10 protein-coding genes are annotated in these 15164 nt (G+C 74.9%); 3 read left to right on the top strand and 7 right to left on the bottom strand.

Annotated features, from left to right (window positions below; translation table 11 throughout):
* Window positions 1-8: 8 nt before the first annotated feature.
* Entirely contained in the window at window positions 9-875 is an 867-nt protein-coding gene (locus tag ACNAW0_RS06065) for a PspA/IM30 family protein (RefSeq protein WP_416286714.1), read from the top strand.
* Between the two features lie 14 nt (window positions 876-889).
* Window positions 890-1678 (top strand): phage shock envelope stress response protein PspM, encoded by a 789-nt coding sequence (pspM, locus tag ACNAW0_RS06060; RefSeq protein ID WP_416286713.1) that lies wholly within the window; start codon window positions 890-892, stop codon window positions 1676-1678.
* Window positions 1679-1737: 59 nt separating this feature from the next.
* Here pspM and ACNAW0_RS06055 read toward each other — a convergent pair whose 3' ends face one another.
* From ACNAW0_RS06055 to ACNAW0_RS06045, 3 genes are all read right to left on the bottom strand, one after another.
* On the bottom strand, window positions 1738-5556 hold the full coding sequence (locus tag ACNAW0_RS06055; RefSeq protein ID WP_416286794.1) for a fibronectin type III domain-containing protein: 3819 nt from the start codon (window positions 5554-5556) through the stop codon (window positions 1738-1740).
* A 259-nt stretch (window positions 5557-5815) separates the two neighbouring features.
* A complete protein-coding gene (locus ACNAW0_RS06050) occupies window positions 5816-6424 on the bottom strand; it encodes an OmpA family protein (RefSeq protein ID WP_416286712.1) in 609 nt (202 codons plus the stop codon).
* Complete coding sequence (locus ACNAW0_RS06045) at window positions 6408-6998, bottom strand: hypothetical protein (protein WP_416286711.1); 591 nt, start codon at window positions 6996-6998, stop codon at window positions 6408-6410. Before ACNAW0_RS06045 ends, ACNAW0_RS06050 begins: the two co-directional genes overlap by 17 nt.
* 404 nt (window positions 6999-7402) lie before the next feature.
* Between ACNAW0_RS06045 and ACNAW0_RS06040 the strand changes: the two genes are divergently transcribed.
* Entirely contained in the window at window positions 7403-7822 is a 420-nt protein-coding gene (locus ACNAW0_RS06040; protein ID WP_416286710.1) for a hypothetical protein, read from the top strand.
* A 91-nt stretch (window positions 7823-7913) separates the two neighbouring features.
* On the opposite strand, the gene ACNAW0_RS06035 is transcribed toward ACNAW0_RS06040, so the two are convergent.
* The 4 genes from ACNAW0_RS06035 to ACNAW0_RS06020 all read right to left on the bottom strand — a co-directional run bounded on the left by ACNAW0_RS06035 (window position 7914) and on the right by ACNAW0_RS06020 (window position 15053).
* A complete protein-coding gene (locus tag ACNAW0_RS06035) occupies window positions 7914-8720 on the bottom strand; it encodes a DNA-formamidopyrimidine glycosylase family protein (protein WP_416286709.1) in 807 nt (268 codons plus the stop codon).
* Window positions 8721-8858: 138 nt separating this feature from the next.
* Complete coding sequence (locus ACNAW0_RS06030) at window positions 8859-9722, bottom strand: SAM hydrolase/SAM-dependent halogenase family protein (RefSeq protein ID WP_416286708.1); 864 nt, start codon at window positions 9720-9722, stop codon at window positions 8859-8861.
* 9 nt (window positions 9723-9731) lie between these two features.
* Window positions 9732-10250, bottom strand: coding sequence for a GNAT family N-acetyltransferase (locus tag ACNAW0_RS06025; RefSeq protein ID WP_416286707.1), 519 nt, complete (start codon window positions 10248-10250; stop codon window positions 9732-9734).
* Window positions 10251-10310: 60 nt separating this feature from the next.
* Entirely contained in the window at window positions 10311-15053 is a 4743-nt protein-coding gene (locus ACNAW0_RS06020) for a DEAD/DEAH box helicase (protein ID WP_416286706.1), read from the bottom strand.
* Between the last annotated feature and the right edge of the window lie 111 nt (window positions 15054-15164).

Here is a 15164-nt window from a genome sequence, read left to right as displayed (position 1 = left end):
ACGCGGAGATGGCGAACCCGTTCGTCAAGGGTTGGAAGTACCTGATGGCGCTCTTCGGCTCGAAGATCGATGAGCACGCCGACCCGAAGGTGCAGATCCAGCAGGCCATCGAGGAGGCCCAGCGGCAGCACCAGGCGCTGGTCCAACAGGCGGCCGCGGTGATCGGCAACCAGCGCCAGCTCGAGATGAAGCTGTCCCGGCAGATGTCCGAGGTCGAGCAGCTCCAGGCGAACGCCCGGCAGGCACTGGTGCTGGCCGACCAGGCGCGGGCCCGCAGCGAGGAGGCTGAGGCGGGGCGGTACGAGCAGTCCGCCCAGCTCCTCGCCACCCAGCTGGTCTCCGCCGAGCAGGCCACCGAGGACCTGAAGACGCTGCACGACCAGGCGCTCGGTGCGGCCGCCCAGGCCCGCAAGGCGGTCGAGAACAACTCCATGATCCTCCAGCAGAAGCTGGCCGAGCGGACCAAGCTGCTCAGCCAGCTCGAGCAGGCCAAGATGCAGGAGAGCGTGGCCCATTCGCTGGAGTCCATGTCCTCGCTCACCGCGCCCGGCACCACCCCCTCGCTGGACGAGGTCCGGGACCGGATCGAGCGCCGGTACGCCACCGCGATGGGGCGGGCCGAGCTGGCCGGCAACTCGGTCGAGGGCCGGATGCTGGAGATCCAGAAGTCGACGCTCGACTCGGCCGGGTCGGCGAGACTGGAACAGATCCGGTCGAGCATGGCCGGCGAGCAGCTCTCCGGCCGGCAGGAGCACCCGGCGGTGGGGCAGGCGCAGCCCACGCCCGCCGCCGACCCGGCCGCCGCGGCTCGGCTGGACGAGATCCGGGCCAGCCTGAGCCGGGAGCGCGGCACCGGGGAGAGCACCACCAGCTAGACGGGAAAAGTGCGATGGCGGACGAACGGGCCCGACACTTCCGTCAACTGCGCCGGCTGCGGCGCTCCGCCCGCCGGTGGAGCGTCCTGGCCGGCGGGCTCGGCGGCGCGACGGCGGTGCTGACCCCGTACGCCGGGATCGGCCTGCCGGACGCGATCTGGGCCGGCGCCGCGGGCAGCGCGATCGCCGTCGCCGCCTGGCGCTGGGCCGACCTGCGGGCCCTCGCGGCCACGCCGGCACCGCCGGCCCTCGACCCGGTCGAGGCCGCCGCCCGCTCCCGCGCCCGGCTGGTCGCCGCCGTCGAGCGGCTGCCCGTCGGTCCCGGCGTCCTCGCCGAGGTACGCCGGGTCCGCACCCGCCTCGCGCTGCGCGGCACCACGGCGGCGCCGGCCTGGGCTCGGCTCGACCGGGCGGCGCTGACCCTGGCCGGGATGTCCGACCGGCTCAACGGGCCGGCCGAGCCGGCGGTCCGCGAGGCGGCCGAGGCCGACCGCTCCCTGCGCGACCTGGCCAACCGGGTGGCCAGCGTTGAACGTGCCCTCAGCCTCGCCCCGCGCGGGCCGCTCGCCGGGGTGCACGCCACCCTGGCCGCCCAGCTGGAGAGCGGCGTGTCGGCGTACGAGCGACTGGTGGTGGCAGCCGCCAGCTACGTGGCCGAGGACGCCCGCCCGAGCACCGAACACCCGGCCGCCGCCCGCCTCACCGAGGCCACCGACCTGCTGCACGGCGTGGCCGCCGCCCTGGCCGAACTTCGCACCCCCACCACCCCCCTCCAGACCCCCACCCCCACCGCGCAGGGTTGATCAAGGAGTTTGCGTCGGGCTCGCGCGAATTCTTGACGCAAACTCCTTGATCAAGAGGGCTAGGTGGGGGTGGTGATGGGGATGGGGGCGGTCCAGGGGGAGGTGCCGACGACGTTGAACGAGCGGATCCGGTAGTGGTAGGTGACGCCCCGGGTCAGCCCGGTGTTGGTGAACCCCCGGCCGGTGACGGTGAAGGTGGCCAGCTCGTGGCCGAACCCGGGGTCGGCGGCCCGCTGTACCACGAACCCGGAGCCCGGCCCGGCGGGCGTACTGGCGGACCAGCTCAGGATCACCGTGGCGGTGTCCGGTGCGGGCGCGGTCGCGGTGGCGCTCACCCCGGTGGGCAGCCCCGGCCGGGGCGGGGTGGTCACCGTGGCGACCGTCGACCAGGGTGACGCCGCACCAAGGTACGTGGTGCGGACCCGGTAGTAGTAGGTGGTGTCCGGGGCGACCGCCGGGTCGACGTGCGCGTCGCCGACCGCGATGGCGGTGGTACCCGGCCCGCTGGTGAACGTCGGGTTGGTGGCCCGCTGCACGTCCACCCCGGTGGCGAAGGAGCGGTTGGCCCAGCACAGCGCGACGCGCAGCGGCGCGGCCGGCGGCACCGCCGCGGTCAGCTTCGCCGGGGAGGTGAGCTGCACCGACGCCGGGACGCTGTTCGACCAGGCCGAGCAGCTCACCGTGTTCTCCGCGCGGATCCGATAGTGGTAGGTGACCCCCGGCGTCACCGTCGCGTCCGTGTACCGGGTGGCGGTGGCGGCCACGGTGATCTCGGTGAGCCCTCTGGTGAAGGCCGCGTCGGTGGCCCGTTGCAGCAGGTGACTCGTGGCCGGGGGCCGGCTGCCGTGGCCGGTCCAGGCCAGCGCGATGGCCGGTAGCGCGGTGGCCGAGCCGGGCGCCGGGGTGGCGGTCAGCCCGGTCGGCGCCGCCGGCGCGACCCGCAGCACCAGGGGCCGGCTCATCCCCTGGTCGCGCAGCCCCGCCGCGTGGGTCTGCCAGCGGTACTCCCAGCCCAGGTTCACCAGCTGGTTGACCACCGCCGCCGGCCGCCCGTCGATCGGGCTGACCGGGCTGGCGTCGAGCCGGATGCCGGCCGGCCGGGACGGGTCGAGCAGCCGTACGCTGTCGCCGATCTTGAACGGCAGGCTGGGCGGGACCGGGCGTAGCGCCACGATCACGTCCTCCCGCGGGTTGACCCGGACGGTCTCCTTCCAGCCCAGCTCGTCCGGGTCCGGTGGGCGGACGGTGCCGTCCCAGCCGACCCGGTTGACCAGTTGCACGTCGCAGCCCTCGACGTGCACCGGATGGGTACGCGGGGCGTCCCCGACGATCCGCCAGAGCTGGGTGCCGTCGGCCGGTCCGCCGACCGGCGCGGTGGGGTCGGCCGCGTACAGCACCTCGGTGGCCGGGTCGACCGGCCCGAGTGGCAGGGTGGCCGAGGTGAGCGGGCCGGCGTTCGGGTGGCCGACACCGAGCCGGCCCACCGCCCGGCCGTGCCGGGCTTCGAAGACCTGCCCGACCGACTTGACCGACAGCGGCAGGGTCACCGGGGCGGCCGCGCCGGCCGGAGTGAAGGTGACCGAGGTGGCCCGCGCCGGGACCACCGTCTCCCGGGCCGTGCGGGTGCCGAAGGCCGCGTCGTACGCCGGTTGCGGCACGATCGGCGGTCGCTGGCTTTCCGCGTACGCCTCGGGCAGGCGGGCGGCGAGCCGGGCCAGGTCGTACGGCTCCGCCGGGGTGCCGACCACCCGGAACTGGAGCAGGGTCCGGGTGTTCGGGCCGTATCCGGGCCGGGCGGCGGGGAGCCCGCCGGTCGCGGTGCGGTCGGGGGCGCCGGTGTGGTGGTCGTATCGCGGGTCGAACCGGGGCAGCGGGGCGGGGCAGTCGTTGTAGAGGATCAGGGTGCTGCCCGGGGGGACCGTGGCGAAGTCCACCACCACGTCGGCCCGCTCGCCGGGGGCCAGCAGCAGGGCGTGCCCGTCCACGTTGAGCACGGTCGGGTCCTGCCGGTCGTACCGGTAGCCGATCGGCCGGTTCGCCAGGACCACCGGGGCGGGCAGCAGACCGGACTCGTTGCCGATCCGGATCAGCTCCGGGCCGGCGGCCGCGGGATCCGGCACCCCGCCGTCGCGCCCGTCCGTGGGCCAGCACGCCGGCCGTCCGGCCGCCCGTACCGCCTCGACCATCGGCACCTCCCCGGCGTGCGGGTCGGCCAGGCTCCCGTCCTCGGTCCACATCCGCCCGTCCGACCCGGCCCGGTAGAGCTGGAGGTTGAGACTGCGGTCCGCGCACGCGTTGAGGATCCGGAACCGGTACGCCTTCGGCGCCACCTCCAGGTACGGATAGGCCACCCCGTTCACCAGCGGGGTGTCCCCGTACGCCTCGGGGACGGCCGACGGGTGCGGCACGTTCGGCGCCAGCGGCGGCTCGTCCGGCTCGGCCACCGGATCGTGGTGCGGGTTCGGCACCGGGGGGACCCACGGGCTGCCCACGCCGTCCGGGTCGTGCGTCCACGGCCCGTAGTCCCAGCGCCCGGTCGGGTTGGTGCCGGTGCTGCCGTACGGGTTCTGCCGGGGCTGGTAGACGTGCGGGTGCCAGAGGCTGCCCTTGGCGCCCCAACGGTCCCGGTCCCAGGTCGGGTCCTGCGCGGCCAGTTGGGCGTCGTCCGGCACGAAGGTCTTGTCCTGGATCACCAGCGGCAGCTGGTCGGCGGGGAGCACACAATCGTCGACCAGCCGTTCCTCGGCGGGATCGGTGAGCAGGTAGAGAGCGAGCTGCCCGGAATAGACGGTGAGCCGGGACAGACCGAGGCTGTTGTCGTGCAGCCACATCAGCCGGCCGCTCTGCTCGTTCGGGAAGTAGAGGGTGGTGGCTCCGACGCCCGGCGGCGGCATGTCCGGCACCGGCGTCACCCCCACCCCGATCGGGTACAGGGTGATCTCGCCGGCCGGGGTGACCCACTGCCAGGGGTTGCCGGCGCTGATCCACGCGGTCTGCGCCCCGGCGAGGTGCGGCACCGCCCGGTTCTGCGGGTACGGCGCCGGCCCGTCCAGCGGCCCGATGCCGGCCCCGTCGAGGGTCTCGTCCACGGGCAGGAAGAGCTCCCCGGCCCGGCCGGTGGGCAGCTGGTTGATGAACTTGATCCGGACCGGCCGACCACGGCGTGCCATGATCACCGGCCCGAGGTGCCAGGGCCGGTCCGGCGGGCTGACGGTGTTGTGCCCGGACGGGTCGGTGCCCAGGTTGAGCTGGCGGTAGCCGCGCAGCCGGGTGGCCGGCAGATCCCGGTGCAGGCGCTGGGCGTACTCCTGCAAACCGATCTCGTAGTAGTCGCAGCCCGGCCAGGTGATGGTGTCCGGCACCGCAACCGGCAGCCGGGCGCCCAGCCCGGCGGTGACCGGCGACGGCTCCAGCGACGGCTTCAGGTCGCTGCGCGACGCCAGACGCGCCGAACTGAAGTTGTCGAACCGGCGCGGCGCCAGACCGGCCTTCATTCGGTCCGGAGCGCCGCCTGGCGGTGCGGTGGCCGAATTGTATGGCCACCCGGTCTTCATCCGGTCCGGATTGCCGCCTGGCGGTGCGGTGGCCGAATTGTATGGCCACCCGGTCTTCATCCGGTCCGGATTGCCGCCCGGCGGCGCGGTGGCCGAATTATGGCCGTCAGCCGAGCCGGAGTTGCGGAATGCGTCGGGCAGCGGGAGCGCGTCCACGAACTTGCGGATGCCGGTGCCGGGCACCGGCCGGCCGGCCCGGTCGAGCACCGGCAGCGGGCTGCCGGCGAAGTTCGGCACCGGGCCGAAGCAGCGGGGCACCGCGGCCGGGTCGAGGCTGGCCGGTGTCGGCCCGGTCTCCTCCTCGGTGACCCGGGCGGCGGGCACGGTCGGCGCGTGGTCCTCGTCGGTCCGGACGGCGCGGTCCGCCCAGCCCGACCGGAATCTGCGGAACAGGGCCATGGCTCTCCCCCCGGATCAAGGCGCGCCCGCCGCCACCCTGGAGTGCCGGGCGTACGCACCGCTGACGATCGGTGAGCGGTCAACCGCAGCATGCGACGTCAGGGGCGAGGAGGGAAGTACCCAATCGTCCGTATCTTGGGGGATCTTGCCGGTTCGTGGAACTTCCACGGGCCGTCGCCGGGCATCACCGGTCGAAACGGATCTCCACCCGCCGGTTCCGGGCCCGGCCCGCCGGGTTGTCCCGGCCGTCCACCTGGTTCGGCGCCACCGGGCGCGCCTTGCCGAAGCCGTGCACCTCGAAGCGGACCGGAGCGGCGCCGAGCAGCCGGGCCAGCTCGGCCCGGACCGCCTCCGCCCGCCGCCGGGACAGCGTGAGGTTGCTCTGCTCGTCGCCGACCGAGTCGGTGTGGCCGTCGACCTGGACGGTGCCCTTGGCCTGCGTACGGAGCTGCTCGGCGATCCCGGCCAGCCGGGCCCGGGCGGCCGGGGACAGCTCGGCCTTGCCGAAGGCGAACAGGACGTCGGCGGCGAGCGTCAGCTCGACCCGCGAGCCGGACTCGGCGGTGATGCTGCCGTCGGCCAGGTCCTCGACCGGGACGAGGATGTCCAGCGGGGAGGCAGTGATGTCCAGCGCCGGGCGGACCACGTTCGCACCGGGGGCGATGGTCGGCCCGGGCACAATCATCGGTCCCGGCGTCGGGGACATCGACTGCGCGGCCACCGCCTCACCGGCCGGTACGACGAGGACGAGGGCGACGGCCAGCGCCGCCACCCGCTCAGCCGAGCGGGACATTCTCGAACACCGGGACCTGAGGGATGACCACGTCGACGGCGGAGACGTCGTCCGGCGGGGCACCGAAGGTGGCGTACAGCCAGATGGACTGGTCGGGCTTCACGAACAGCTTGGAGAGATTGGTCGAGGCGAGGTACTGGCTGTCCTTCCCGTCCGGGGTGGTGTTCGGGTCCACTCTCGCGACCAGGTACCGCTTGCGGTTCTTCCGGTCCACCAGGGTCACCCCGGCGAAGGTGAGCGAGATGGTGTCGCCCTCGAAGGTGTCGCTGACCTGCCAGTCGTCGTTCCCCGTGCCCTGGTCGGTGCGGGTCATCTTGACGTTGACCGTGACGAACCCGTCCCGCCGCCGCAGTTCGTACAGCTCGACATGCACCGAGAAGAGGTTCCTGCTCTTGCTGATCTGGACGTCGCGGGTGGCGACCACCGCGCCGAGGTCCGCGGCGCCCTCGGGCGCGGCGCCGGCCGTGGCCTTCGCGCCTTCGTGCCGGTCGGGGCCGCCCAGGGCCCCGCATCCCGTCATCGTCAAGGCCGTGGTCAGCGCGAGCGCGCCGAGCCGGCTCCTGCTGAATCGCACGAGACCGCCTACCCCCATGTCGTATGGAGCCGAGCGACGCCGTCGACCGTGACGCCCGACCCGGGCTCGATGTGCACGAGCGGCCAGCCTACAAAGTGGACTGCTCGCGGCGTTCGGCCCACTGTCAGTCTGTGGCCAGGTCTGGCCGGTGCTCTCTAATCCACTTCTCTACGTCAGACCTCCGCCATATCTGGCCCATCTTGAGCACCTGATACGGGGGAGGGAAGTCGCGTCGGCTGGCGATCACGGATGCACGGGCGCGGCTGACGCCTCCAAGCATCTCCCGAATCTCAGCGATCCCCACGAACTCAACCACATGTTGACGGTAGGTATCGGCGCTTGATCGGCGATTGGTAACGCCGATCGGGGTTGACGATCGCTAACAGCGGGAGCACGATGGGGGGATGAGCCGCAGCGAGGAACAAGGCCCGATCGTCCGTCCGTACGTACGCAAGCACGTCGGTGCCGCGAGGTGGCCCGCCAACGGAGCGCCGGCCACCCACCACCGGATGCCCCACCTGCCTCACCTGCCCCGCCGGCCAGGGTGGAAGTGCCGTGTCTGCGGGGACATGGACTGGCCGTGCCCGTCGGCCCGGATGCTCCTCGGCATCGAGTACCGGCGGAACCTCGCCGCCCTTGGTGTCTACATGGCCCAACAGTTGACTCAAGCTGCGGAAGACCTGCGCCGGCTCACTCCGGCCAACCCGCCCGACGGCAACGTGATGTACGACCGGTTCATGTTGTGGGTCAGGCGGAAGGGCCCACTGGGGCCCGACCATCCGAACCTCGAGAACGGCCCCGAAAAGGGCCCTGAGCGGCCCTGAGAACGCGCTGCCCCTCGCAATGGCGCGGCTGGTGTTGACCGCCGACGCGACCAGCCCGACCGAGTCGGCGGCGAGGCCAAAGCAAACCCCGTCAGCGGCGGTCCGGCTGGCAGGCCGGGCACCAGTAGGTGACCCGTTCGCCCAACTCCCCCTTGCGGATGGCGGTGCCGCAGCGCCGGCAGGGCTGGGCCCGGCGGCCGTACACGTAGCTGGTCTGCCCCCGGTGCAGCGAACCGGTGGTGCTCCGCGTCCAGCGGCCCCGGTTCGCCGCGAGCAGCCGCCGCGCGAGGGCGACCATGCCGGCCAGGTCGGGTACCGCGCCGACCGGCGTCCACGGCGAGATCCCGCGCAGGAAGAGCGCCTCGCACGTGTAGATGTTGCCCATCCCGGCCAGGTTGCGCTGGTCCAGCAGCGCCTCGCCGATGGTCTCGTCCGGGTGGGCGGCCAGCCGGTGGACCGCCTCGTCCGGATCCCAGTCCGGGCCGAGCAGGTCCGGCCCGAGGTGGCCGACCAGCGACTCCTCCTCGGCGGTCGGGACCAGCGCCAGCTCGTGCAGGTGGTAGCCGACCGCGACCGCGCCGGGGGAGCGGAGCACCGCCCGGATCAGGTGCGCCGGCCGGGCCGCCCACCGCTCGCCCGGGGCGTACGCCCGCCAGGCGCCGTCCATCCGCAGGTGCGAGTGCAGGGTCCAGTCCCGCCGGCCGTCGACGTGCCCGTCCGACGCGGTGAGCCGGAGCAGCAGGTGCTTGCCCCGGCTGGCCGACTCGCGGACGGCCCAGCCGGCCAGGTCGGTCGTGGCGAGCTGCGGCACCCGGAATTCGGAGCCAGTGAGCCGGGCACCGGCCAGCGCCCGCTGCAGGACGCGGGCGGTGTTCCAGACGGTGTCACCTTCGGGCACCCGTCCATCCTGCCTCGCCCGTGCGGGCCGCACCCCGGTCGGACCGGGCCGCCGGGCCCGACCAGGCCCGACGGGCGGCAACCGGGCCACATCCGAGCCCGACCGGGCCGCAGCCGGCCGCGACCCGGCCCGACCGGTTCAGCCCCGGGTCACCGTCAGCACGTCCCCGGGGCGTACGCCGAGTCGGTCGGCCGCCCGGCCGGTGTTGACCGCGACGGCGACCAGGCCGGCCGAGTCCGCGTACACCACCAGCTCTCCGGCCGGGGCGTCGTCGAAGGTGCCCCCGCGCACCGCGACGGCTCCACCGACGGCCTCACCGACGGCCTCAGGTCGCGGCGTGGCGTCAGACGCGCCGAGGTGGAGTTGTCGGTCGGCCGGGCCGACTACCCGGACCTGCTCAGGGAACCCGTCGAGGAGGCCGGCGGGGGCGGCGAGCTGGACGTTGCCGAAGTGGTCGACGGTGAGGACCTCGGCGGCGAACCCGTCCGGCTCGGTGCGGATCACCGGTGCGGGCAGCCGGACCAGCGTCGCCGGCTCCACTGCCGGACCGGCCTCGGCCAGCGGTGCGCCGAGCGCCAGCCGGGCGGCGACCGGCGCGAACACGTCCCGGCCGTGGAAGGTGCGGGAGACCGCCGGTGCCAGCCATGCCGGGTTGGTCAGCTCCACCGCTTCGGTGATCCCGCCCAGGGCCTCGGCGGCGTCCAGCAGCAGCCCGTTGTCCGGCCCGACGAGCAGGCCGCCCGGGGTGGCGAGCCCGATGCCCCGCCGGCTGGTCCCGACGCCCGGGTCGACCACTCCGACGTGCACCCCCACCGGCAGGTACGGCACGGTCTGCGCGAGCACCGCCGCACCCCTGCGGACGTCCGCCGGCGGCACCAGGTGGGTCACATCGATCACCCGGGCGGACGGGGCGAGCCGGGCGAGGACGCCGTGACACGCTGCCACGAACCCGTCGGCGAGACCGTAGTCGGTGGTCAGCGAGATCCAGGCGGTCCGGGCCATGCGGGAAGGCTATCCGGCGGCAGGTCGGCCAGGTTGCGTCGGCGCCAGCCGGCGTTCCAGGACCAGTTCGTCGTGCAGCGGGATGTCGTCCTCGCCGACGTACGGGATGGCCGGCTTGATCGCGCGCGCCCGGTCGACCGCGCCCACGTCGACCGCCACGATCCGCAGCCCTCGTCGCTGATAGAAGCGCAGCGCGGTGAGGTTGTCGTTGGTGGTGACCAGCCAGAGCCGGCCCGCCCCGGCGTCCAGCGCGGCCCCTTCGGCAGCGGTCAGCAGGGCGTTGCCGGCGCCCAGGCCGGGGTCGACGGCCACCAGACTCACCACCTCCAGCCCGTCGTCGGCGAGCCGGTAGACCAGGGCGCCAGCCAGCTCGCCCGCGTCGTCCACCGCCACCAGCGTCGGCAGCTCCCGCAGGTCGTACTGGGTGTCGTGGACCACCACGTACGGGCCGCCCCACTCGCGGTGGTGCAGCACCGCCACGTCCGGCTGGTCGGATGGCTCTGCGGGTCGTATCTGGATCGCGGTCATCGGACCGTCCTCCCTCGTCGTCTGCCGGCCACCCTACCGACCGGGGCTCGCCCCCTCCGGTCAGCCGCGTAGGCGCAGGCCACGCGGGGTGGGCCGGAAGCCGGCGGCGGTCAGCGCGTCGCGCAGCGGCGAGGCGTGCACCGCCTCACCGTCGGCGCGTTCGACCGAGATGGCGCCGAGGGCGCCGGAGTGCACCGCGTCCGCGAGTGCCTTGCCGGCCGCGGCGAGCGCGTCGGTGTCATCGGTGAACGACAGGAGGGTCCGCCCGCCCCGCTCCACGTAGAGCACCAGGTCGCCGCCGACCAGCACGACCAGGGCGCCGGCCTTGCGCCCGGCCCGGTGCCCGGTGGCCGGGGCCGCGCCGTCGCCGGAGTCGATCACCCGTTCCGGCCAGGGCAGCGCTGCCCCGTACGGGTTCGCCGGGTCGGTGGCGGCCAGCACCACGGTCGGCCCGCCCGCGCCCCGGACGTCGTCGGCCAGGGCGCGGATCCGGTCCACCGCCCCGGGCACCGCGAACTGGGCCGCGCCCAGCCCTTCGACGAAGTAGCCCCGGCGGGCCGCCCCGCGCTCCTCCAGTGCGGACAGCACCGGGTAGACCGCGGCGAAGCCACCGGTGACCTGCTCGGCCATGACCGCGCCCCGGGTGACCACGCCGTGCCGTTCGAGCAGCAGGTCGGCGAGGGCGGCGGCCCGGCGGGTCGGGTCGAGGTCCCGCTCGGGCAGCCGGGACCAGCGACCGGCGACGGTGGGCGGGCCGCCGCGGCTGGGCAGCGCCACCCGGCCCGGCCGGCGGTAGCGGGTGCGCGGGGCGGACGGCCGGGACCGGTGCGCCCCGCCCCCGCCGAGCACCGTCCGCAGCGGGGCGAGGGTGTCGTTGGTCAGGTGCCCGGCCCAGACCAGGTCCCAGATCGCGGCGGCCAGGGCGGCGTCGTCGGTCGACCCGACCCGGTCGGCGAGCGAGCGGAAGAAGAGCGCCTGCCCGTCGGCGAGCGCGTCGAGCACGGCCTCGTGCGGCGGGGTCAGCGCCAGCGCCTCGTCCGGCGGCGGGAGCAGCAGCGGCGCGACGTCGGCGTACGCCAGGGTGACCCAGCCGTCGCCGCCGGAGATCGCCCCGGACCCGGCCCACACCACCTCGCCGCTGGCGCACAGCTCGTCGAGCTGGGCGGGGGAGTAGTCGGCCACCCGGGCGGGCAGCACCAGGCGTTCCAGCGCGGACGCCGGCACCGCCGCTCCCTGGAGCTGCTCGACGGTGGCGGCGACCGCCTCCACGCCCCGCGTCGACGAGCCGACCTGCTGCCAGCGGGGCAGGAACGCGGCGAGGGCCCGCGGCGGCACCGGCTCGATCTCCCGGCGCAGCGCGGCGAGCGACCGTCGCCGCAGCAACCGCAGCACCTCGGCGTCGCACCACTGGGTGCCGACGCTGTCCGGGGCGAACTCGCCGGAGACCACCCGCCCGGTGGCGGCGAGTCGGCGCAGCGTCTGCTCGACCACGAACACCCCGAGCCCGAACCGGGCGGCGCAGGTGGCCGCAGCGAACGGGCCGTGGGTGCGCGTGTACCGGGCGACCAGGTCGCCGAGCGGGTCGGCCACCGGCGCCAGGTACGCCTCGGCCACCCCGACCGGCAGCGCCACGCCGAGCGCGTCCCGCAGCCGGGCCGCGTCCTCCACGCCCACCCAGCGTTCCTCGCCGGCGATCCGGACCCGCAGCACCCGGCGGGCCGCCGCCAGCTCGGCCAGCCAGCCGGCCGGCACGCCCCGCTCGGCCAGCTCGGCCTCGCTCAGGTCGCCGACCACCCGGAGCAGCTCGACCACGTCCTCGGCGTCGCGGGGGCGGCGCTGCTCGGTGCGCCAGCGCAGCTGCCGTTCGGTCTCGGCGAGCACCGCCGGGTCGAGCAGCTCGCGCAGGTCGACCCGGCCGAGCAGCTCGCCGAGCAGCCCGGAGTCGAGGGCGAGCGCGGCGGCCCGGCGCTCGGCCAGGGGGGCGTCGCCCTCGTAGAGGAACGCGCCGACGTAGCCGAAGAGCAGCGAACGGGCGAACGGGGACGGGCGCTCGGACTCCACCTCGACCAGGCGTACCTTCCGGGCGGCCAGGTCGCGCATCAGCTCGGCCAGGGCCGGCTGGTCGAAGACGTCCTGCAGGCACTCCCGGGCGGCCTCCAGGGTGACCGGGAAGTCGGCGTACTCGCGGGCCACGTCGAGGAGCTGGGCGGCCCGCTGCCGCTGCTGCCACAGCGGCTGCCGGCGGCGGGGGTCGCGGCGGGGCAGCAGCAGCGACCGGGCCGCGCACTCGCGGAACCGGGACGCGAACAGCGCCGAGGTGCCGACGGACTCCTCGACCAGCTGGGCGATCTCGTCGGGTTCGAAGACCACCACGTCGGCGCCGGGTGGCTCGTCGGCGGTGTCCGGCAGCCGCACCACGATGCCGTCGTCTGAGGGCATCGCCTGGGCGTCCACCCCGTACCGCTCGGCGAGGCGGCGGCCGATGGCCAGCGCCCAGGGGCCGTTGACCCGGGCGCCGAGCACCGAGTGCACCGCCAGCCGCCAGTCGCCCAGCTCGTCGCGGAACCGCTCGACCACCACCGTCCGGTCGTCGGGCAGGGCGCGGGTGGCCTCCCGCTGCTCCCGCAGATAGGCCATCAGGTTGCCGGCCGCCCAGTCGTCCAGCCCGCCGGCCCGCAGCGCGGCGACGGCTTCGGAGTCGCCGGACCGCAACAGCGCGCGGACCCGGGCGCCGATGGCGCGGCCCAGCTCGACCGGGCGGCCGAGCTGGTCGCCCTTCCAGAACGGCATCCGGGCCGCCTGCCCGGGGGCGGGCGAGACCAGCACCCGGTCGGGGGTGATCTCCTCGATCCGCCAGGACGACGAGCCGAGCAGGAAGACGTCGCCGACCCGCGACTCGTAGACCATCTCCTCGTCCAGCTCGCCCACCCGGGCGGCCCGCTCGGCGCCGGCCAGGAAGACCCCGAACAGCCCCCGGTCGGGGATGGTGCCGCCGCTGGTCACCGCGAGCCGCTGCGCGCCGGGCCGGCCGGTGAGTACGTCGGTGGCCCGGTCCCAGACCAGCCGGGGACGCAGCTCGGCGAAGGCGGTCGACGGGTAGCGCCCGGACAGCATGTCGAGCACCGCGTGCAGCGCCGAGTCGGGCAGCTCGGCGAACGGGGCCGCCCGGCGGACCAGCACGGCGAGGTCGCCCAGCCGCCACGGCTCCAGCGCCACCATCGCCACGATCTGCTGGGCCAGCACGTCGAGCGGGTTGCGCGGGTAGTGCAGCTCCTCGATCGCGCCCTGCCCCATCCGCTCGGCGACCACGGTGCAGGAGAGCAGGTCGCCGCGGTGCTTGGGGAAGACGACGCCCCGGGAGACCGCACCGACCTGGTGCCCGGCCCGGCCGACCCGTTGCAGGCCGGCGGCGACGCTCGGCGGCGCCTCGATCTGCACCACCAGGTCGACCGCGCCCATGTCGATGCCGAGCTCCAGGCTGGAGGTGGCGACGACGGCGGGGAGCTGCCCGGACTTCAGCGCCTCCTCGATGTGTCGGCGTTCCTCGCGGGAGACGCTGCCGTGGTGGGCGCGGGCGATCACCGGTGGCGCGCCGGCCGCCGCCCCGGACTGCGCCATCACCTCGGCCGGCTGCCGTGGCGCGCGTGGCGGCCCAGCCGGGCCACCCCACGCGTCCGCGCCGCGCCGCCGTGCCGGTCCGTCGCCGAGCTCCGGGCCGGGTCCGTCCGCCGGGCCGACGTCGCCGCCCGCCGGCTCGTCGCCCGACGCCGACGGATCGGATACGCCCACCGGCCCGCCGCCCTGCGCCACGCGGCTGCCGTCCAGGGCGGACGCTGCCTCCAGTTCCTCGGCGGCCAGCTCGTTGAGGCGCGCGCAGAGCCGCTCGGCGCTGCGGCGGGAGTTGGTGAAGACGATGGTCGACCGGTGCGACCGGATCAGCGCGAAGACCCGTTCCTCGACGGCCGGCCAGATCGACGCCCGGCGCGGGCCGAGGCCGCCGAGGTCGTCCTCCGGCGGCTCCTGCTCGTCGAGGCGGGTCATGTCCTCCACCGGCACCTGGACGCTGACCTCGATGGTCTTGCGGCTGACCGGCTGCACCACGTCGACCGGGCGGGCCCCGCCGAGGAAGCGGGCGCAGCCGTCGACCGGCCGTACGGTGGCGGACAGGCCGATCCGCTGCGCGGGCGCCTCCAGCAGCGCGTCGAGGCGTTCCAGCGAGAGCACCAGGTGGGCGCCACGCTTGGTGCCGGCGACCGCGTGCACCTCGTCGACGATGACCGTGCGGACCCCGCGTAGCGAGTCCCGGGCGGCGGAGGTGAGCAGCAGGAACAGCGACTCCGGCGTGGTGATGAGGATGTCCGGTGGGGTACGCGCGAAGGCCCGCCGCTCGTCGGCCGGCGTGTCGCCGGTGCGCATGCCGACGGTGATCTCCGGCGGGGCGAGACCGAGTCGGGTGGCCGCCTGCCGGATGCCGGCGAGCGGGGCGCGCAGGTTGCGCTCCACGTCGACGGCGAGGGCCTTGAGCGGGCTGACGTAGAGCACCCGGCAGCGCTGCCGCGCCTCGGCCGGCGGCGGTGCCTTGGCCAGCTGGTCCAGCGACCAGAGGAACGCGGCCAGGGTCTTGCCCGAGCCGGTCGGGGCCACGACCAGGGCGTTGCGCCCGGCGGCGACCGACCGCCACGCGCCGGCCTGGGCGGCGGTGGGCGCCGCGAAGGCGGCGGTGAACCACTCCCGGGTCGCCGCGCCGAAATCCGCCAGCACCGTCGCGTCTCCGCCGGTCACCTCGTCCGCCACGCCGTCCATCCTGCCTCGCCGATGTGACATCCGGCCCCTGCCGGGCGCTGGTCTGTCCGGTAGGGAGGCTTACGCGATGGATGAGGCGTTGCAGGTATTAAGTCTTACTTAACTGCTTGC

The organism is Micromonospora sp. SL1-18, assembly GCF_047921505.1.
Taxonomy (GTDB): domain Bacteria; phylum Actinomycetota; class Actinomycetes; order Mycobacteriales; family Micromonosporaceae; genus Micromonospora.
Note: the sequence above shows the minus strand (reverse complement) of the source record. Positions and strands in the feature narration are given on the sequence as shown.